At 72.5% G+C, this 17,312-nt stretch carries 17 protein-coding genes, 2 pseudogenes and 1 riboswitch; of the genes and pseudogenes, 8 read left to right on the plus strand and 11 right to left on the minus strand.

What is annotated here, in order from left to right; all coding sequences use genetic code 11:
• Positions 1-18: 18 nt before the first annotated feature.
• Positions 19-1,197 carry an aminotransferase class I/II-fold pyridoxal phosphate-dependent enzyme gene (locus AB0D93_RS29745; RefSeq protein WP_362125662.1) on the minus strand — a complete coding sequence of 393 codons (1,179 nt, stop codon included), beginning with the start codon at positions 1,195-1,197 and terminating at the stop codon, positions 19-21.
• A 146-nt stretch (positions 1,198-1,343) separates the two neighbouring features.
• Here AB0D93_RS29745 and AB0D93_RS29750 point away from each other — a divergent pair, with 146 nt between their 5' ends.
• Together AB0D93_RS29750 and AB0D93_RS29755 are read left to right on the plus strand one after the other, a co-directional pair.
• Positions 1,344-2,174, plus strand: coding sequence for an SAM-dependent methyltransferase (locus AB0D93_RS29750; RefSeq protein WP_362125665.1), 831 nt, complete (start codon positions 1,344-1,346; stop codon positions 2,172-2,174).
• A gap of 544 nt (positions 2,175-2,718) precedes the next feature.
• Positions 2,719-4,104, plus strand: a complete 1,386-nt coding sequence (locus tag AB0D93_RS29755; protein WP_362125668.1) for a S1 family peptidase — start codon at positions 2,719-2,721, stop codon at positions 4,102-4,104.
• 107 nt (positions 4,105-4,211) lie between these two features.
• Here the strand turns inward: AB0D93_RS29755 and AB0D93_RS29760 are convergent, their stop codons facing one another.
• Entirely contained in the window at positions 4,212-4,397 is a 186-nt protein-coding gene (locus AB0D93_RS29760) for a hypothetical protein (RefSeq protein ID WP_362125671.1), read from the minus strand.
• 99 nt (positions 4,398-4,496) lie between these two features.
• Positions 4,497-5,645, minus strand: coding sequence for an ROK family transcriptional regulator (locus tag AB0D93_RS29765; protein WP_362125673.1), 1,149 nt, complete (start codon positions 5,643-5,645; stop codon positions 4,497-4,499).
• A gap of 128 nt (positions 5,646-5,773) precedes the next feature.
• Between AB0D93_RS29765 and AB0D93_RS29770 the strand changes: the two genes are divergently transcribed.
• Positions 5,774-6,976 (plus strand): Gfo/Idh/MocA family oxidoreductase, encoded by a 1,203-nt coding sequence (locus AB0D93_RS29770; protein ID WP_362125677.1) that lies wholly within the window; start codon positions 5,774-5,776, stop codon positions 6,974-6,976.
• A 30-nt stretch (positions 6,977-7,006) separates the two neighbouring features.
• Here AB0D93_RS29770 and AB0D93_RS29775 read toward each other — a convergent pair whose 3' ends face one another.
• Positions 7,007-7,705: a L,D-transpeptidase family protein gene (locus AB0D93_RS29775; protein WP_362125680.1), complete on the minus strand. Its 699-nt coding sequence runs from the start codon at positions 7,703-7,705 to the stop codon at positions 7,007-7,009.
• A gap of 114 nt (positions 7,706-7,819) precedes the next feature.
• Entirely contained in the window at positions 7,820-8,458 is a 639-nt protein-coding gene (locus AB0D93_RS29780) for a maleylpyruvate isomerase family mycothiol-dependent enzyme (RefSeq protein ID WP_362125683.1), read from the minus strand.
• A gap of 70 nt (positions 8,459-8,528) precedes the next feature.
• On the opposite strand from AB0D93_RS29780, the gene AB0D93_RS29785 reads away from it, so the two are divergent.
• Complete coding sequence (locus AB0D93_RS29785; protein ID WP_362125686.1) at positions 8,529-9,434, plus strand: LysR substrate-binding domain-containing protein; 906 nt, start codon at positions 8,529-8,531, stop codon at positions 9,432-9,434.
• 215 nt (positions 9,435-9,649) lie between these two features.
• Here AB0D93_RS29785 and AB0D93_RS29790 read toward each other — a convergent pair whose 3' ends face one another.
• Positions 9,650-10,279 (minus strand): MBL fold metallo-hydrolase, encoded by a 630-nt coding sequence (locus AB0D93_RS29790; RefSeq protein ID WP_362125688.1) that lies wholly within the window; start codon positions 10,277-10,279, stop codon positions 9,650-9,652.
• Complete coding sequence (locus AB0D93_RS29795) at positions 10,279-11,367, minus strand: S-(hydroxymethyl)mycothiol dehydrogenase (protein ID WP_362125691.1); 1,089 nt, start codon at positions 11,365-11,367, stop codon at positions 10,279-10,281. Before AB0D93_RS29795 ends, AB0D93_RS29790 begins: the two co-directional genes overlap by 1 nt.
• Positions 11,368-11,643: 276 nt before the next feature.
• Here AB0D93_RS29795 and AB0D93_RS29800 point away from each other — a divergent pair, with 276 nt between their 5' ends.
• Complete coding sequence (locus AB0D93_RS29800; protein ID WP_362125694.1) at positions 11,644-12,423, plus strand: acyltransferase domain-containing protein; 780 nt, start codon at positions 11,644-11,646, stop codon at positions 12,421-12,423.
• A gap of 87 nt (positions 12,424-12,510) precedes the next feature.
• On the opposite strand, the gene AB0D93_RS29805 is transcribed toward AB0D93_RS29800, so the two are convergent.
• Complete coding sequence (locus tag AB0D93_RS29805; protein ID WP_362125697.1) at positions 12,511-12,816, minus strand: hypothetical protein; 306 nt, start codon at positions 12,814-12,816, stop codon at positions 12,511-12,513.
• Between the two features lie 175 nt (positions 12,817-12,991).
• Between AB0D93_RS29805 and AB0D93_RS29810 the strand changes: the two genes are divergently transcribed.
• Positions 12,992-13,357, plus strand: coding sequence for a nuclear transport factor 2 family protein (locus AB0D93_RS29810; RefSeq protein WP_362125700.1), 366 nt, complete (start codon positions 12,992-12,994; stop codon positions 13,355-13,357).
• 350 nt (positions 13,358-13,707) lie between these two features.
• Here AB0D93_RS29810 and AB0D93_RS29815 read toward each other — a convergent pair whose 3' ends face one another.
• Positions 13,708-13,863 carry a hypothetical protein gene (locus AB0D93_RS29815; protein ID WP_362125703.1) on the minus strand — a complete coding sequence of 52 codons (156 nt, stop codon included), beginning with the start codon at positions 13,861-13,863 and terminating at the stop codon, positions 13,708-13,710.
• Between the two features lie 277 nt (positions 13,864-14,140).
• A riboswitch (ZMP/ZTP riboswitch) is annotated at positions 14,141-14,221 on the plus strand.
• A gap of 25 nt (positions 14,222-14,246) precedes the next feature.
• Here AB0D93_RS29815 and AB0D93_RS29820 point away from each other — a divergent pair.
• Entirely contained in the window at positions 14,247-15,095 is an 849-nt protein-coding gene (locus AB0D93_RS29820; RefSeq protein WP_362125706.1) for a bifunctional 5,10-methylenetetrahydrofolate dehydrogenase/5,10-methenyltetrahydrofolate cyclohydrolase, read from the plus strand.
• Between the two features lie 19 nt (positions 15,096-15,114).
• Here AB0D93_RS29820 and AB0D93_RS29825 read toward each other — a convergent pair whose 3' ends face one another.
• On the minus strand, positions 15,115-16,110 hold the full coding sequence (locus AB0D93_RS29825) for a CU044_5270 family protein (RefSeq protein ID WP_362125709.1): 996 nt from the start codon (positions 16,108-16,110) through the stop codon (positions 15,115-15,117).
• A 412-nt stretch (positions 16,111-16,522) separates the two neighbouring features.
• Positions 16,523-17,017: pseudogene (locus AB0D93_RS29830) on the minus strand (sigma-70 family RNA polymerase sigma factor); the annotation flags it as partial.
• A 106-nt stretch (positions 17,018-17,123) separates the two neighbouring features.
• Here AB0D93_RS29830 and AB0D93_RS29835 point away from each other — a divergent pair.
• A pseudogene (locus tag AB0D93_RS29835) lies at positions 17,124-17,312 on the plus strand (cytochrome ubiquinol oxidase subunit I); the annotation flags it as partial.

Genomic DNA, 17,312 nt, shown 5'->3' on the forward strand with positions numbered 1-17,312 from the left:
GCTCAGGGGCTCGCCCGGTCACGCCAGGGCCGCCGCCATGCGCCCTACCCCCTCGGTGAGGATCCCGGGCGAGGTCGCCAGGTTCAGCCGTACGAACCCCGCGCCACCGGTGCCGAAGGGCAGGCCGGAGCTGAGGGCGACCCGGCCGCGGTCGAGGAAGACCTGCGCGGGATCGTCGCCGAGGCCGAGGGCGCGGCAGTCGAGCCAGGCGAGACAGGTGGCCTCGGCGGGATGCGGACGGATCGCCGGCAGGTGCTCGGCCAGCAGGGCGGCGAGCAGCCTCCGGTTCTCGTCCAGCCCGGCCAGCAGGGCGTCCAGCCAGCCGGTGGCCTCGCGCAGGGCGGCGGTGTGGGCGATGACGCCGACGTGGCTGGGGCCGTGACTCACCTCCTCGGGCAGGCGGGCGAGGTCGGCGGCGGCCCCGGGTCCGGCGAGGGCGAGGGCCGCCTTGAGGCCGGCCAGGTTCCAGCCCTTGGAGGCCGACATCAGCGACAGGCCGTTCTCGGCGCCGGGCATGCTCAGGTACGGCGTGAAGGTGACGCCCGGGGCGACGAGCGGGGCGTGGATCTCGTCGGCGACGACGCGGACGCCGTGGCGCTCGGCGAGGGCGGCGACGGCGGTCAGTTCACCGGCGGTGTGGACGGTGCCGGTGGGGTTGTGCGGGCTGCACAGCAGATAGGCGGCGCGGCCGGCACCGGCGGTCGCCGCCCGGAACGCCTCCTCCAGGGCGGCCGGGTCGAGGCGCAGGCCGGCGCCGAGCGGGGCTTCGACCACCCGGCGGTCCATGTGCGTGACGAACTGGAAGAACGGCGGGTACACCGGCGGGTTGACGATCACCGGATCGCCGGGCCCGGTGACCAGTTTGAGCATCTCGACCACACCGAGCATCACGTCCGGGACGATCGCGGTGCGCTCGACGGCGATGCCGTCCCACGTCCAGCGGGCGGCGGCGAACGCGGCCAGCGCCTCGGCGTAGGCGGTGCCGGCGGGGTAGCCGGTGTCGCCGAGGGCGAGGGCGGCGGTGACGGCGCGGACGACGGGCCCGGCGAGGGCCACGTCCATCTCGGCCACCCACAGCGGCAGCACGTCCGCCGGGTACGTGCGCCATTTCATGCTGGTACGACGGCGCAGCTGCTCCAGGTCGAGGGCACGCAGCGGGTCGGGTTCGCCGGAAGCGGGGTGCGGGGTGCGGATCATCCGGCTCACGATAGGAGGCCGCGGGGGGTACGGGAACGACCGAAAAGCCCGGGGCGGGCGGCGGAGATCAACTCGGGCGTCTAGATTGCGTCTTGCACGGTGCACCATTTCATCAGGCTTTCCTCGGCATCCAGGAGCTGACCCACGTGACCGACAACCCGGCAGCCACCGACGACGTGGCCGTGTCGCTGCGTGCGCGCATCAACACCAGCCAGCCGCACACGGCCCGGATCTGGAACTACTGGCTCGGCGGCAAGGACAACTACGAGGTCGACCGTGCGGCCGGCGACCAGATACGTCAACTGCACCCGGGCATCGGGGAGTACGCGCGCGCCGACCGGCTGTTCCTCGGCCGTGCGGTGCGCCACCTGGTCGGCGAGGTGGGCATCCGGCAGTTCCTGGACATCGGCACCGGACTGCCCACGGCCGACAACACGCACGAGGTCGCCCAGGGCGTCGCGCCCGAGTCGCGGATCGTGTACGTCGACAACGACCCGCTGGTCCTGGCGCACGCGCGTGCGCTGCTGACGAGCACGCCCGAGGGCCGCACCGACTATCTGGACGAGGATCTGCGCAACGTCGACGCGATCCTCGAACACGCTGCGAAGACGCTGGACTTCAGCGAGCCGGTGGCGCTGATGCTGCTCGGTGTGGTCATCTTCATCGGCGACGAGGAGGACCCGTACGCTCTGGTACGGCGCCTGACCGACCGGCTGCCCTCGGGAAGCCATCTGGTGCTGTCGCACACCGTCACCCATCCGGAGATGCCGGACGTGGACGAGGCGGTGAAGTTCTGGAACGAGCACGGCACGCCGAAGCTGAACCAGCGCACCCCCGCGGACGTGGCCCGGTTCTTCGACGGTCTCGAGCTGCTGGAGCCCGGTGTCGTGTCCTGCTCGCGCTGGCGCCCGGAGGACGCTCAAGGGACCGAGCCGGCGGAGGTCGCCATGTTCGGCGGCGTGGCCCGCAAGCCCTGAGCCCCGTCATACGGGTCCCCGCAAGGCCTGAGCCCCGCCTTACGGGGACCCGCGAGGCCTGCGCCCGTCCTCCTGGCAACGCAGCGAGAGTCGAGTCCGGTCGGCAGGGACCCCCCGAGGCCCGTGCCTGGCCGGGGAGCCGTTCGTCGTCCCGCAGCCCGTCCACCAGCCGCCCTGTGCTGCATCGGCACGCAGATCCCCCGCGAGCAGCGCCAACAGCACGGCCCGAACGGCAGGAACCCGACAGGGCCTGCACCGGCCCCACAGAAGCCCCGCGCCATCGAGCCCCGCCCTGCGGGAACCCGGCAGGGCCTGCGTCCATCCCCTCAGGGGCCCCGGGACAGCAGAGTCCCCCCGCGGGGACCCCGGGACAGCAGATTCCCCCGCGGGGACCCCTGGCGAGCAAAGCGCCCGCGGGGATCGGGGGGTTGGTGAACGTCGGGGGTGTGGGGTGCGTATGGAGGGGTGGCCCTCGACGACGCGAGGGTCTCGCGCCGCCGCCGGTCGGGGCGGCGCGTGTTCGGTTCGGCTTCGGGAGCCCTGCATGCGGCACGCACGACGACGGATCGTCAGGCGGGTGACACGCCTGGCGGCGGTCGGCGGACTCCTCCTGGGCGGCGCCATGGTCGCCCAGGCGGCCATGGCGAGCGAGACGCCTCCGGCCGCCACCAGACCGCTCGCCGCCACGACCGGCGCCGGGAACACCGGTGCCCGTCTGGTGGCGCGGCTCGGCACGGCCCGGACGGCGGGCGACTGGATCGGCGCCGACGGGCGGCCGGTGGTGGCGGTCACCGACCAGGCCACAGCGCGGGAGGTACGACGCGCCGGAGCCGAGGCGAAGGTCGTCCCGCACAGCATGGACGAGCTCAAGTCCGCCACGGCCGCGCTGCGTTCGGCACCGCGGGTCGCGGGCACCGCATGGGCCGTGGACTACCGCACCAACCGGGTCGTGGTGAGCGCGGACAGCACGGTCTCCGCCGGGGACTGGTCCCGGATGAGCCAAGTCGCCGCGCGGATCGGCAGCTTCGTGCGGATGGAGCGCCTGAAGGGAACGTTCACCACCCGGCTGAACGGCGCCCAGCCGATCCTGTCGACCGGCGGCCGCTGCTCGGCGGGGTTCAACGTCACCAACGGGCAGAGCGACTTCATTCTCACGGCCGGTCACTGCGGCCCCGCGGGATCCACCTGGTTCGCCGACAACCAGGGCAACCAGCAGCTCGGCCGGACGGTGAGCAGCACTTTCCCCGGCAACGACTTCTCCCTGGTGCAGTACGCCTCCGGCAAGGCCGGTGACGGCGCCGACGTCGTCGCGATCGGCGGCGGCAACGGGGTGCGGATCACCGGGGTCGCCGATGCGGCGGTGGGTCAGCGGGTGTTCCGCAGCGGCAGCACGAGCGGTCTGCACGACGGCCAGGTCACCGCGCTGAACGCGACGGTCAACTACCCGGAGGGGACCGTCACCGGCCTCATCCAGACCACCGTGTGCGCCGAACCCGGCGACAGCGGCGGGCCGCTCTTCTCCGACGGGATCGCGCTCGGTGTGACCTCGGGCGGCAGTGGTGACTGCACGGCGGGCGGGACGACGTTCTTCCAGCCGGTGACGCGGGCGCTGGCGGCGCTGAACGTCAAGCTCATCGTCGCGGCGCAGAACGCCGGCGGAGCCGCCGGGAGCGCGGCCCCCTCCCCCGCGCCGTCCGGCTCGGCCGCACAGGGCGCGGTCACACCGAGCGCGGCCTCGCCGGGTTCCTCGGCACCGGTGACGGGAGCCCAGGGACAGACGCTGCTGGCGCGGCTGACGGACACCCGTAACGTGGGTCCGGGGCTGCTGGTCGTCGCGGGCAGCCTGATCGCGCTCGTCGCGACCCGCTACATCCGGGCCGAGCAGGACCGCAAGGCCTATCAGCGGTACTACTCGGCGACCTGGGGCTGACGAGAGGAGGGCGCGCCCCGGCGCCTACGACGAGAGAAGGGCACCCGTGCGCTCACGGGTGCCCTGGACGATTCGGTGGCGATACGGCGCGGTCCGCGCGAGGTCGGTCAGGCCGCCCGCTGCGACGGCGGGGTCGCGGCGGCCCACTCCATCACGAGGCGCTGGTACTCCGCGCGCTGCTCGGTGGTCAGTGTCCCGCCCGACCGGCGCCACAGGGCCCTGATCTCCTCGTTGACCTCCGCGGCCGAGCGCTCGGGGGCGGCTTCAACAGTGGTGGACATGCTGTGAAGCATATGCCGAGCGAGGTGAAGGCGCTGTGAGTAAGTACACGCGATACGGGCATTACGGACGTGGCACTCATCACGTCAATGTGTCAAGCCAGGGGCGGGAGTTCACACCAGGGACTCACCGAGCACGAGCACCTGGATCGCCAGCACGGCTGCGCCGCGCGCCCAGTCGTGGAAGTCGGAGATCTTCGTCTCCAGGGCGACCGGGTCGGCGTGCGGGTGCCGGTGGGCACGGACGGTCTCGTGGACCGTGTTCCCGGCCACATCCATGATGCCGACACCCTCCCCGGCGAGGAGGATCTTCTGCGGCATCGCGAAGTTGGCGATCTGCGCGATCAGAACCCCGAGGGCGCGGGCGGCCTCGCCGATCACCCGGGCGGCCATGGGCTCACCCCCGGCGGCACCGCTGAGGATCTCCTCGTAGGTGGTGTCACGGCCGGTGGCGGCGCGGATCTGGTACTCGATGCTGGGGATGGTGAGCAGGGACACGGCACTGCCGCGTTCTCCGGCGGGGGTGAGCGGACCGTTCGGGTCGATGATCCAGTGCCGGCCAAAACCGCGGCCGTCCTCGGCGAACGGCACGCGACGGCCGCCGAGCACCAGCCCGTAGCCGATGCCGGCCCCGATGGTCAGGACGGCGAACCGGTCGAGCCCCCGGCCCGCCCCGAACCAGGTCTCGGCCTCGACCAGGGCGGCCACGTCGTTCTCCACCACGACCGGCAGACCGGTGCGCTCCCGTACCAGTGTGGCGAGCGGCACGTCGCGCCAGCCGAGGAACGGGGACTCGGCGACCACCGCCCGCTCGCGCACCAGGCCGCCCACACCGATGCCGATGCCCGCGAGGGCGGGGCGCCCCTCGGCCAGGGTGGCCGCCATCTCGGCGACCAGCGCGGCGACGGCCTCCGGTTCGCGCGTGGTGAGCGGGCGGTCGAGTCGTGCGGTCACCTCGCTGCGCAGGGTGGTGGCGACGCCGTAGACCATGTCGCCGGTGATCTTGAAGCCCAGGAAGGAGCGGGCGTCGGCCACAACGTCGAGCGGCCGCGACGGACGGCCCTGACGCGCCTGGGCCGGACCGGCCGTCTCGGGCGCCTCGGCCAGCAGCCCGGAATCCAGGAGCGGCTTGGTCAGCCGGGTGAGACTGCCCTGGGAGAGCCCGAGCCGCCGGGCCAGCTCGGTGCGGGACAGCGGCCCGTGCACGAGCACCTGGATCGCCACCGAGCGCTCGGCGGGGCTCAGCGGCAGCCAGTTGGTCATGGACCCGACCCTCTCCTTTTTTTCCGCCTCAGAAGTAAGCAGCTCACCATATCGCGTGTCGGACGCGAGAAAGAAGCCTCCCGCCCGCCCCTTGACGACTGGATTGTTCCGCCTCAAAAGTAATGGGCATGACCTTCTCCCTCGGCATCGTCGGCGCCGGCCAGTTCTCCGGCCAGTTCGCCACACTGTTCCAGGCCCATCCCGGCGTCCGTGACGTCTACGTCACCGACCTGCTGCCCGAGCGGGCCGAGCGGCTCGCCGCCGCACAGGGCCTCGCCGGCACCTTCCCGTCCTACGAGGCCATGCTGGAGTCGGCGGCGGTCGACGCGGTCGCCGTCTTCACCCAGCGCTGGACGCACGGGCCGCTGGTCCTGCAGGGCCTGGGCGCGGGCAAGCACGTCTACTCCGCCGTACCCATGGCGATCACCACCGAGGAGATATCGGCGATCATCGACGCGGTCCGGACGACCGGACTGACGTACATGATGGGTGAGACCAGCCAGTACAACCCGGCGACCGTGCACGCCCGCAACCAGATCGCCCAGGGCGCCTTCGGAAGGCTCTTCTACGCCGAGGGCGACTACGTCCACGACATGGACCTGGGCTTCTACGAGGCCTACCAGTACAGCGGCGGCAAGGACTGGAAGGCGACCGCCAGCTATCCGCCGCTGCTGTACCCGACGCACTCGGTGGGCGGGGTGCTCGGGGCCTGGCGGACCCACGCGGTGAGCGTGTCGGCGATCGGGGTGCGGGACGGTCGCGGCGACGGCGTCTTCGATCGTTCGGTCAGCCGGTTCGACAACGACGTGTCCAACGCGACCGCGCTGTTCGAGGTGGCGGGCGGCGGATCGTTCCGCACGAACGAGTTCCGGCGGGTCGGCTATCCCTCGCACATCCGCGAGTCCCGGTTCCGCTTCTTCGGTACGGAGGCCAGCATGGAGCAGCTGGCGACGGTGGCGCTGTGGCAGGACAAGAACGGGGTGAAGGACATCAGCGAACTGCTGGAGCCCAAGCCGACGCTGGCTCCGGACGACCCGTCCCTCGCGCACATCGCGCCGGAGCTGCGTGCGGCCTTCACCTCCGGTTCGGCGCCGGTCCACGACCGGTCGGGGCTGCCGCGGGAGTTCGACCATCTGCACAACGGCCACGAGGGCAGCCACCACTTCCTCGTGGACGACTTCGTGACCGCGGTCAACACCCGTACGCTGCCCTCGGTGAACGCGTGGGTCGCCGCCCGCTACACCCTGCCGGGCATCATCGCGCACGAGTCGGCGCGGCAGGGCGGCGTCCGGCTGGACATCCCCGACTTCGGGGACGCGCCGCAGGAGTGACGGGCCGGGCGGCGACGGCTCAGGTGCCGCTCAGGTGCCCGGCTTGCGGCCGTAGACGAAGACGTCGTCGCCCGTCTTCAGCAGCGACCAGTACGCCTTGGCGTCCTTGGTCGTCATGTTGACGCAGCCGTGCGAGCCCGGCGGGTTCCACATGCTCAGGCCCACCGAGTGGAAGGCCTGGCCGCCGTCGAAGAACTGGCTGTAGGGCATCGGCACGTTGTAGACGGTCGAGACGTGGTCGATGTCCCGCCAGTAGATCTTCTTCAGGCCGGTGCGGGTGGCGTAGCCCTTGCGGCCGGTGCGCACGGGGACCGGCCCGTGGACGAGCTTCCTGCCGTCCTGGATCCAGCTGAGCTGGAGCGTGAGGTTCACACAGGCGATCCGGCCCTTGTTCACCGGGCACTTGCCGTCCTTGTTCGGGTTCTTCCCGACGGCCTTCTGCTTGTTCATCAGGTCCATCACGCCCCAGGTGACGGGACCGGCGTAGCCGATGTCGGGCGTGATGCCGTGCTTGTCCTGGAAGGCCTTGATGGCCTTGCAGTCGGCGGCGGACTGCTTGCCGTCCACCGGCCGGCCGAGGAACTCCTCCACCTGCTTCTGGTACGGCCCTGCCTGCGTGGTGCAGTTCGTGACCGCCTGGGCCGGCACCGCGGTGACGGCGAGCGCGAGCGGCGCCACCAGTCCCGTGACGCCCAGCGCGACGACGCCGTGTCTGCGTATGTCCCCCATGTGCAACCTCTTCTCCCCTTGTCGCCCAGGGCCTGCCCCGGGGCTCCCCTGCGCGATGTTCCCGCGATTCCCGACTACTAGACCCGCGCGGGAGCACGGGGGTTGTGGTTCCGGTCAGGCTGTGACGAAACGGTGAACTTCGTCGCCGCGCAGCCGGCCCGCGGGAAGTCCGCGACCGTAGGCGACCAGCAACAGGTCCTGCCCGCGGCCGTACAGGGGCGCTCCCGAGCCGAAGGACCAGTCCAGGTCGTCCGCGCACAGCCGTACGCCGGTGAGGTCGGTGCCGAAGACGCGGAAGGCGCGCGGATCGACGGCGTCGAGGAGGATGCGCAGCCGGTCACCGGGCACCTCGCGGTCCAGACCGAGGGCGACGGTGACGTCGAGGCCGTGCACGACGTCATGACCGAGGGCCGCGGCGAGGCCGCCGACGGGGGGCTTCCACGGATGGTGGGCATGGGTGCGCAGAAATCCGGCGAGTGCGGCGTCCGCATGGGCGGCCGCGTCGCGACGGGCGAGCCGGTCGGTCATGCGGTGCAGACTGCCGCGCGCCCTGACCAGCTCCCACAGCACCTGGCCGGTCCGGTGACGGAAGCCCATCGACATGTGCGCCACGACCTCGCGCACCCGCCAGCCCTTGCACAGACTGGGCGCGTCCCACTGGGCCGGGGTCAACGCCTCGAAGAGATCGGCCAGTTCACGTCGTTCGGCGGCGATGGCGGTCCTCAGGGCCGCGGTGTCCGGTGATTTACCCATGTCTCCAGGATGTTGACCGTCCGACCGGAAGTCCAAGACATGATCCGTCTGCCATCTAGCATGATCCGTTATGGAGCTGCGGCAGCTGCGGTACTTGGTGACGGTGGTGGAGGAGGGCGGGTTCACCCGTGCCGCCGAGCGGCTGCATCTGGCCCAGCCCGGGCTGAGTGCGCAGATACGGCAGCTGGAACGTGAGTTGGGGCAACCGTTGCTCGACCGCTCGGGCCGCTCGGTGCGGCCGACGGAGGTGGGTGAGGCCGTCCTGCCGTACGCGCGGGCCGCGCTCGCGGCGGTCGACGGGGTGCGGCAGACGGTGGAGGAGTACACCGGGCTGCTGCGCGGCCGGGTGGCCGTCGGTCTCGTCCCCGGCACCCTCGCGCACGCCTTCGACGTGGCCGGGCAGCTGGCGGAATTCCACGAGGCACACCCCCGGGTGGAGGTCACGCTTACCGAGGACACCTCGGACCGGATGCTCACGGCACTGCGCCGGGGCGAGCTGGACCTGGCGGTGCTGGGCGTCACGGAGGAGACACCGCCGCCCGGTGTCGATCAGCACGTGGTGATCGACGAGCCGCTGGTCGTGGTCGCCGTACCCGGACACCCCCTGTTCCTGGAGTACGACGCGGCCGGTGCCGTGCCGCCGACGGCCCTGCGCGGGCACCGGCTGATCGGCCTGCCGCGCGGCACCGGGATGCGCGGTGTCCTGGAACGGCTGTGCGCCGAGGCGGGTTTCCGGCCGCACATCGCGTTCGAGGCGGCGACCCCCGACGCGTTGGGCCGGCTGGCGGCTCGCGGCCTGGGCGTCGCGGTGCTGCCCGGCCTCGGGCCCCGGCCGGGACTCGCCACCCTGCGGCTCGCCGATCCCCGCGCCCGCGGTCGGGTGGCCCTGGCGTGGCGGTCGGAGGGACCCATGCTGCCGGCGGCGCGGGCGCTGCTGGGGCGGCTGCGGAAGGCGATGGGGGCGGGAGAGGCCTGACCGTCGCCGGCCGCGGGTCCGCGGCGGGCTGGTCGCGCCCGCGCGGCGAGCCGCAGGTCCCCGCCCCGGCCGGCGCCCCGGGGCGCGCCCGCGACGAGTGCCGCCTTGTCCTGCAGTGGTCCTGGCATGTCCGGCCTCCCGTGTGCGGTGACTGCTGTCGCCGTCCACTGTCACGGGAAAGCCGGACGTCCTCTGTCGGTGTTGCGGACGCGGTCTCAGTGTCCGCGCCTGATCCACTCCTCCAGGTGAGGTGCCTCTGCGCCGATGGTGGTGGAGTCGCCGTGGCCGGTGAGGACCTTGGTCTCCGGCGGGAGGGTGAGGAGCTTGTCGCGGATCGAGTCGATGATCGTCGGGAAGTGGGAGTAGGTGCGTCCGGTGGCGCCCGGACCGCCCTGGAAGAGGGTGTCCCCGGTGAAGACGGTGCCTAGCCCGGGTTCGTACAGGCAGACGGCGCCGGGCGCGTGGCCCGGGGTGTGGAGCACGGTCAGGTCGGCCCCGGCCGCCTCGATGACCTGGCCGTCCAGCAGGTGCCGGTCGGGGTCGCGGCCGGGGTGGGTCATCTTCCACAGCGGCAGGTCGTCGGGGTGCAGCCAGATGGTGGCGCCGGTCAGGTCGGCGAGTGCCGGCGCGGCGTTGACGTGGTCGTTGTGGGCGTGGGTGCACACGATGGCGACCAGGTGCCGGTCGTCGACGGCGCGGGCGATGGCCTCGGCGTCGTGGGCGGCGTCGATGACGATCACCTCCCGCTCGTCGCCGACGATCCACACGTTGTTCTCGACGTCCCAGGTGCCGCCGTCGAGGCTGAACTGCCCGGAGGTGACGAGGCGTTCGATGCGTACCGTCATCAGAGCACCACCACCGAGCGCAGCACGTCGCCCTGGTGCATCCGCTCGAACGCCTTCTCCACCTCGTCCAGTTGGATGGTCTCGGTGACGAACGCGTCGAGCGGCAGCCGGCCCTGCAGGTGCAGGTCGATCAGCATGGGGAAGTCGCGGGAGGGCAGGCAGTCGCCGTACCAGCTCGACTTCAGGGCGCCGCCGCGGCCGAAGACGTCCAGCAGGGGCAGTTCGAGCTTCATCTCGGGGGTGGGGACACCGACGAGGACGACGGTGCCGGCGAGGTCGCGCGCGTAGAAGGCCTGCTGGTACGTCTCCGGGCGGCCGACGGCCTCGATGACGACGTCGGCGCCGAAGCCGCCGGTCAGCTCGCGGATCGCCGCGACCGGGTCGGTGTCCTTGGAGTTGACGGTGTGGGTGGCGCCCAGGGTGCGGGCCTTGTCCAGCTTGCGGTCGTCGATGTCCACGGCGATGATCTTCGCCGCGCCCGCGAGGTTCGCCCCCGCGACGGCCGCGTCACCGACGCCGCCGCACCCGATGACCGCGACGGAGTCGCCCCGGCCGACCGCGCCCGTGTTGATCGCCGCGCCGATGCCGGCCATGACGCCGCAGCCCAGCAGGCCGGCGACCGCCGGGGAGACTGCCGGGTCGACCTTGGTGCACTGGCCGGCGGCGACGAGTGTCTTCTCGGCGAACGCGCCGATGCCGAGAGCCGGGGACAGTTCCTGCCCGGTGGCGGCGAGGCTCATCCGCTGCCGGGCGTTGTGCGTGTTGAAGCAGTACCAGGGCCGGCCGCGCAGACAGGCCCGGCAGGCGCCGCACACCGCACGCCAGTTGAGGACGACGAAGTCGCCCGGTGCGACGTCGGTGACGCCCTCGCCGACCGACTCCACCACCCCGGCGGCCTCGTGACCGAGCAGGAAGGGGAAGTCGTCCGAGATGCCGCCCTGCTTGTAGTGCAGGTCGGTGTGGCAGACACCGCAGGCCTGGACGCGCACCACGGCTTCGCCGGGCCCGGGATCCGGCACCACGATCGTCTCGACCCGTACGGGCTCGTCCTTCCCCGGTGCGATCACGCCGCGCACTTCCTGCGCCATGGTCCGACCCCTTCCTCGATGACCTTCCCCGCAGACACTACGCGCGACCGATCGGTGGCGGGGCGGACCACGGCGGTCGTCGCGGATCTTTCCGGCCGCCGGGCGAAATGGGCCGGGCCGGCGTGCCCCGGCGAGAAGCACGAGCCACTCAGTAAGAATTACTCGCTCTCCGGTAAGAATGTGACCGAATAACGTCATTCCATGATGGCAATCTTTTTGCTGGGTGCGGGAGTTTGCCTGGTGTGTGCACGGAACCGGGCGTGCCTCAATGGGGGCATGTCTCTCGACGGCCGCAATGGACGTACCGCATTCCTTTTCTCGGCCTGCACCGCACCGCGCCCCGGCACGGGATGTGAACTCCGGGACGCATTCCCGGTGTTCGCCGAAGCGCTGGACGACATCTGCGCGCGCCTGGATCCGTATCTCGAACTTCCCCTGAAATGCGTGATGTTCGCCGGAGACGACTCGCGTACGGCCGCGCTGCTGGACCGGGAGGCGTTCTCCGGGCCGGCGGTCTTCGCGCTCCAGGTGGCGCAGTACCGGCTGCTGCACAGCTGGGGAGTCCGGCCGGACGTGGTGTTCGGGCAGGCGGCCGGGCGGATGGCCGCCGCGTACGCCGCGGGTGTCTTCTCCCTGGCGGACGCCTGTCACGCGGTGGGTACCCTCGCCCGGCTGCTGGGCGGCCCGGCGCACTCCCCGCACCCGGACGGCCTCCTCGACGCCTACGGCCGTACCCTCGCCACGCTCCACCCGCGCGCGCCGCTGCTGCCCCTCGTCTCCGACCTCACCGCGCGCCCGGTGGGCGCCGAGACGGCCGAGCCGGAGTACTGGGTGCGGCGTGCGCCGCTGCGTTTCGCGGAGACCGTCGGCGTGCTCCACCGCGACGGCGTCCGCACCTGGCTGGAACTGGGCTCCGGGGACCGGCTCACCCGCATGCTCCCGGCCTGTCTCCCGGACTGCCCGCCGGGCGTCACGCCCTCGGCCTTCGCGCTGTCCCGTGACTGGGCGCTGCTGGGCTCGGGGCCGGGCTCCGGCTCGGGGGCCGCACAGCAGTGAGGGCCGCCCCGCGGGACGGCCCTGTGCACACCCGCCGACGGCCCCGGCGTCCGGGCCCCTCGGCCCGGGACGGCGCGCCGCCGGTGGCTAGGCCCCGACGGCCGGCAGCAGCCCCGTGACCGGGGCCACGGGGTCGGTGACCTGGTGCAGTTCGTTCAGCCGTTTCAGCTGGCCGACCTTGTTCACCGCCCGCATCTGCTCCGAGACCCGCGGGACCTTCGCCCTGTGATCGGCGGGGATGTCGCTGACGGCGAGCGAGTCGACCACGGTCATGGGGTTGATCTGCCCGGTGTGCGGTGCGCTCACGGCGGCCGCGTTCGCCACCGGTGCGGCAAGGCCCGTGACCCCGGCGGCGAGGCCGAGGGCCGCGACGATACGTCGTGTTGAGATCATGCCCTCAGCAACGGTGCCGGGCCCCGTCCGGACACGGGCCGGGGCCGTTCCTCACTCGTGAGGCGGAGACCGCCGCGTGCGCTTGCCGTGACCGCCGGGCCGGAGGAGTCTCGAAGGGTGGGAGTCCGTGCGGCCCGCGCCCCGCCGGGCCGCGGGCGCTCGAAGGAGGTCACCCATGGGCACCGCGACAGGTTCCGCTTTCGACGTCGACACACTGCGCCGGGGCATAGAAGGGACCACCGGGAACACCCTTCTGTCGCTCTACGCCGACGACGCGGAGATCCGTATCGTCGATCGCAACAACCAGCCCAGTCACCCCACCGTCCTGCGCGGCAGGGGCCAGATCGCCGAGTTGCTGGACGACGTCTACAGCCGCGACATGACACACAAGCTGGAGCGGTGCGTCGTGCAGGGCGAACACGCCGCGTTCAGCGAGTCATGCCAGTACGGGGACGGCACGCGCGTCCTCGCCGAGTCGATGATCACGTTGCGCGACGGCAAGATAGCCGACCAGTTGATCATCCAGGCCTGGGACGAGTAGGCACAGCCCCGCATGACAGGTGCCGGAAGGAGATGCGCGAGGGTCCAGGTCACCTCCCGTCTGACCTGGACCTTCTCGGCCCGGGCGAGCCTGGGACGGATCCCCCGGGTGCGCCCTCGGCAGCCGGCACCGGCTTCCGCGACAGGTCGGCCGGTGTCCGCCGCTCTGCTTCGGTCAGCGCTGAGAGCAGCGCGTCTTCGCCCGCGTCCTCCGCTGCCGCGTGCGCTTCGAACACGGCATGGCCGGCCCCGGTGAACCGGAGCCGTACCCGCCGCCGGTCACCGGTCTCGTGGGTACGGGTGATCAGCCCCGCCTCCTCGTCCCAGCCGGGCCGAGAGCGCACCCCCGGGTCAGGCCCAGCCGCTCGGCGAGCGTCGAGAGCCGCACGCGTACGGTGGCCCCGACCTGCGCAGCATCAGCAGCACCTCCGCGTACTGCCAGTACCTCAGGCCGTCCGAGTGCAGCACCTCGCGGCGGGCCTGCGCGCCGTGCCGGGCGAGGGTCATCAGCCGGGCGGCGACCCGATCACACCCGGCCGCCGAGCACCGGACCCGCCACCGCCCTCCTCGGCGCCCCAACCCCCGCCCCGGCCGTCCCGCGAACCACGGAGCCGCCCACACCCGGGCCCCCGGACACCGGATCTCACGGCACCTGACCCGCAAAGCACCGGGCCCGGCCACGCCGGGTGCGACGGGACCGGATGCGGCAGCCGGGGGCTCGGCGGGGGGCCGCCGCGTTGGTGACGGACTCCGCGAACGGGGACTGAGGTGCTCGGTTACGCTGTACCCGGGCCGTGACTGGCGCTGAGGTGGAGTACCACCGGGGAGCGGTCCGTGGTGGATGCCGCGCGGCTGGGCGAGAGAGTCGATCCAGCCCAGGAGTGTGCAGCATGACCCAGGCCCGTCTCATGGACGGCACCGCCCTCGCCCGCCGCATCGTCGAGGACACCGCGAAGAAGGCCGCCCTCCTCGGCGAACGGACCGGTACCGCGCCCTGCCTCGCGACCGTGCTGGTCGGCGAGGACCCGGCGTCCGTGACCTACGTCCGCATGAAGCAGAACCGCTGCCGCAAGGCCGGCATCGAGTCCCGGCACGTGGCGCTGCCTGCCACCACGACCACGGAGGAACTGGTCGGCGCGCTACGGGAGTTGTCGGCCGACCCGGCGGTGCACGGCATCCTGCTCCAGCACCCGGTCGGCGACCACATCGACGAGCGGGCCGCGTTCGAGGCGATCGCGCCGGAGAAGGACGTCGACGGCGTCACGTTCGCCTCCTTCGCCACGATGAGCTTCGGTCTGCCCGGCTTCGTCTCCTGCACTCCCGGCGGCATCCTGCGGCTGCTGGACGAGTACGGCGTCGACCCCGCCGGCAAGCGGGCCGTGGTCGTGGGCCGCAGCGCGATCCTCGGCAAGCCGGTGGGCATGCTGCTCCTGGCCCGGGACGCGACCGTGACGTACTGCCACTCGCGGACGGCCGACCTGTCGGCGGCGGTCCGCGAGGCGGACATCGTCGTCGCCGCCGTGGGCCGGCCCCGGCTGATCCGTGGTCAGGACGTCAAGCCCGGCGCCGTCGTGATCGACGCGGGCTACAACCCGGGGAACGTCGGCGACGTCGACTTCGACTCCGCCGTGGAGCGTGCCTCGCTGATCACGCCGGTGCCGGGCGGTGTCGGCCCGATGACGATCGCCACCCTGCTGGAGCAGACCGTGGAGGCCGCCGCCCGGCAGCTCGGCGCGTAGGGACCGGGGCGCATGGGGGTCAGCGCATCCAGGCGCTGTACTCCATCACGTCCCCGGCCTTCACCCCGTACCGGGGATCGTCCCGGGTGAAGGTGGTCTCGAGACCGAGGACGGCGCCGGTACGGGGATCGAGGATCAGCATCCGCCGCTCGCCCGGCCCGTCGTACGTGTACGCCTGCCCCGGACGCCCGAGCCGGTCCGTCACCTGCCCGGCGGGACGCAGGCCCTTGGCGTCCGCGAGGATCCGGACAAGGGCCGCGGACTCCCGGGCGCCGAGCGTCCAGTGGTCCAGCAACTCCGGTACGACGTCCAGGAGTTCGGACGTGGACAGGGAGCCGGTGCCGGTGCGGGCCGTCTCGGCGAGGTAGGCGCGCAGGGCGGCCGGACCGTGCGGGGGGCGCGCCTCGGGCGGTGCGTCGCTCCAGCTCGGCGGGTAGGTGGTCCGGCTGAGCACATGGCCGTCCGCCACCAGGCGCGGGGCGTCGCCCTCGTCGGTGAGGACCGGGCGTCCCGGGTGGCGCGGGTCGGTCGCCACGACGAGCTCGGTGTGGCTGTCGTCGGCGCTCCACCGCACCACGCGCTCCTCGGGCAGGGTGACCGGCGGCTTGTCGTCACTCATGCCGAGGCTCCACGACTGCACATGGGTGCCCTTGCGCAGACCGGGCGAACCGTCCTCGGCGGCCGCTGCGGCCAGTTCCTCCATCCGGTCCAGCGGTACGGCCGTGGAGTGGGCGCGGACGGCCAGCGGGCGCGGCGCCGCGACGGCGGGCGGGCTGCCCGGGCCGCCGAGCAGCACGGTGAGCGTGGTGGTCAGCACTACGGTGGTGGCGGCGAGGCCCCACCACAGCCGGGAACGCGGAGTGCGGAGCCGGGCGGGCCTGCTCTCGCCCTCGCCCTCGCCCAGCAGCAGCTCCAGCCGCCGCTCTGCGCCGTGGTCGAGCGGACCGTCGCCGTAGTACGGGCCGTGTGCCGGCGCCGGGTTGACCCGACGCAGCAGATCGAGTTCATCAGGCATTGCGGTGGTCCTTGCTCAGGGATACGACGACGGGGGCGAGGGAAGCGGACTGCGACGACCGCCGGCCGGGCCCGCCCTCCCCGGCCGTGGGATCGTCGCCGGCCCGGGCGGAGCCGACCGGCCGACCACTCACACCGGGCAGCTGCCCGGCCCGCGGGGCGGTCGTGGCGGACCCGTGCGGTGTGCGGTGCACGGCCGGCACCCCCGCCCCGGACACATCGGCGCACGACCGTTGCTCGGGCGACGACACGCCGTCGGGCCCCACCGGAGGTGGAGACGCGGGGTGCCCGGGCAGTGGCCCGACCGTCGGTACGCCTGGAGTCGAGTGGTCGTCGGGGGGTGTCGTGGCTGCCGTCGCCGTACCGCGCGTGCGCTGTTGGGGCGGTGTGCCGGATGCCGGACCGGCCGGGCCCATGCGGTCGATCTCGGTCCGCAGCCGGCGGCGGGCGCGGTGCAGACGCATCGCCGCCGCGCGTCTGCCGCAGCCCAAGGCGACCGCGATCTGCTCGGCGTCGAGTTCCTCCCAGGCCGCGAGGCGCAGTACCTCCCGGTCGGCCGGGGAGAGCCGGTCCAGGGCCTCGTGCACCCAGGCGCCGGGCGGCTCCGCGTCCGGGCTGTCCACGACGTGCCGGCCGTGCGCGGCCTCGTCGTTTCCCAGCCGGTCCACCAGCCGGCGCCGGCGCCCATGGCCGCGTACCGCGTTCGCCAGGCAGTTGCGGGCCACCCCGTACAGCCAGGGCAGCGGCGCCTCCGGCAGGTCGCGACGGCGCCGCCAGGCGACCGTGAACACCTCCGCCACCACTTCCTCCACCTCGTCGGCCCGCCCGGGCAGCCGCCGCGCGACATAGCGGCTGACCGCCCAGTAGTGCTCGCGATAGGCAGCGGCGAAGATCTCGTCGTTGCTCATGTCCCGTTCGTGTCCGGCACCGACCGGATCGTCACACCCTTCTTCCGTGATGCTCCTCGCGTCCGCCGAGTGTGACCTGTGGGCGGGGCGCGGACACAGGCGGGGCGTGAAGAGGATCAGAGACATCAGGGGCAGCCGCGCCGTGCGGTGGCTGACGACCACCGACCACAAGACGATCGGAACGCTCTATTTGGTCACCGCGTTCGCGTTCTTCCTGATCGGCGGCGTGATGGCGCTGCTCATGCGCGCCGAGCTGGCCCGGCCGGGCCTGCAGATCATGTCGAACGAGCAGTTC

Source organism: Streptomyces sp. NPDC048191, from assembly GCF_040652655.1.
In the GTDB taxonomy this organism is placed as follows: domain Bacteria; phylum Actinomycetota; class Actinomycetes; order Streptomycetales; family Streptomycetaceae; genus Streptomyces.

Coding starts and splice junctions, on each gene's coding strand:
- AB0D93_RS29745 (WP_362125662.1), bottom strand. CDS start 1,197: ATGATCCGCACCCCGCACCCCGCTTCCGGCGAACCCGACCCGCTGCGT.
- AB0D93_RS29755 (WP_362125668.1), top strand. CDS start 2,719: ATGCGGCACGCACGACGACGGATCGTCAGGCGGGTGACACGCCTGGCG.
- AB0D93_RS29760 (WP_362125671.1), bottom strand. CDS start 4,397: ATGCTTCACAGCATGTCCACCACTGTTGAAGCCGCCCCCGAGCGCTCG.
- AB0D93_RS29765 (WP_362125673.1), bottom strand. CDS start 5,645: ATGACCAACTGGCTGCCGCTGAGCCCCGCCGAGCGCTCGGTGGCGATC.
- AB0D93_RS29770 (WP_362125677.1), top strand. CDS start 5,774: ATGACCTTCTCCCTCGGCATCGTCGGCGCCGGCCAGTTCTCCGGCCAG.
- AB0D93_RS29775 (WP_362125680.1), bottom strand. CDS start 7,705: ATGGGGGACATACGCAGACACGGCGTCGTCGCGCTGGGCGTCACGGGA.
- AB0D93_RS29780 (WP_362125683.1), bottom strand. CDS start 8,458: ATGGGTAAATCACCGGACACCGCGGCCCTGAGGACCGCCATCGCCGCC.
- AB0D93_RS29785 (WP_362125686.1), top strand. CDS start 8,529: ATGGAGCTGCGGCAGCTGCGGTACTTGGTGACGGTGGTGGAGGAGGGC.
- AB0D93_RS29790 (WP_362125688.1), bottom strand. CDS start 10,279: ATGACGGTACGCATCGAACGCCTCGTCACCTCCGGGCAGTTCAGCCTC.
- AB0D93_RS29795 (WP_362125691.1), bottom strand. CDS start 11,367: ATGGCGCAGGAAGTGCGCGGCGTGATCGCACCGGGGAAGGACGAGCCC.
- AB0D93_RS29800 (WP_362125694.1), top strand. CDS start 11,644: ATGTCTCTCGACGGCCGCAATGGACGTACCGCATTCCTTTTCTCGGCC.
- AB0D93_RS29805 (WP_362125697.1), bottom strand. CDS start 12,816: ATGATCTCAACACGACGTATCGTCGCGGCCCTCGGCCTCGCCGCCGGG.
- AB0D93_RS29810 (WP_362125700.1), top strand. CDS start 12,992: ATGGGCACCGCGACAGGTTCCGCTTTCGACGTCGACACACTGCGCCGG.
- AB0D93_RS29815 (WP_362125703.1), bottom strand. CDS start 13,863: ATGACCCTCGCCCGGCACGGCGCGCAGGCCCGCCGCGAGGTGCTGCAC.
- AB0D93_RS29820 (WP_362125706.1), top strand. CDS start 14,247: ATGACCCAGGCCCGTCTCATGGACGGCACCGCCCTCGCCCGCCGCATC.
- AB0D93_RS29825 (WP_362125709.1), bottom strand. CDS start 16,110: ATGCCTGATGAACTCGATCTGCTGCGTCGGGTCAACCCGGCGCCGGCA.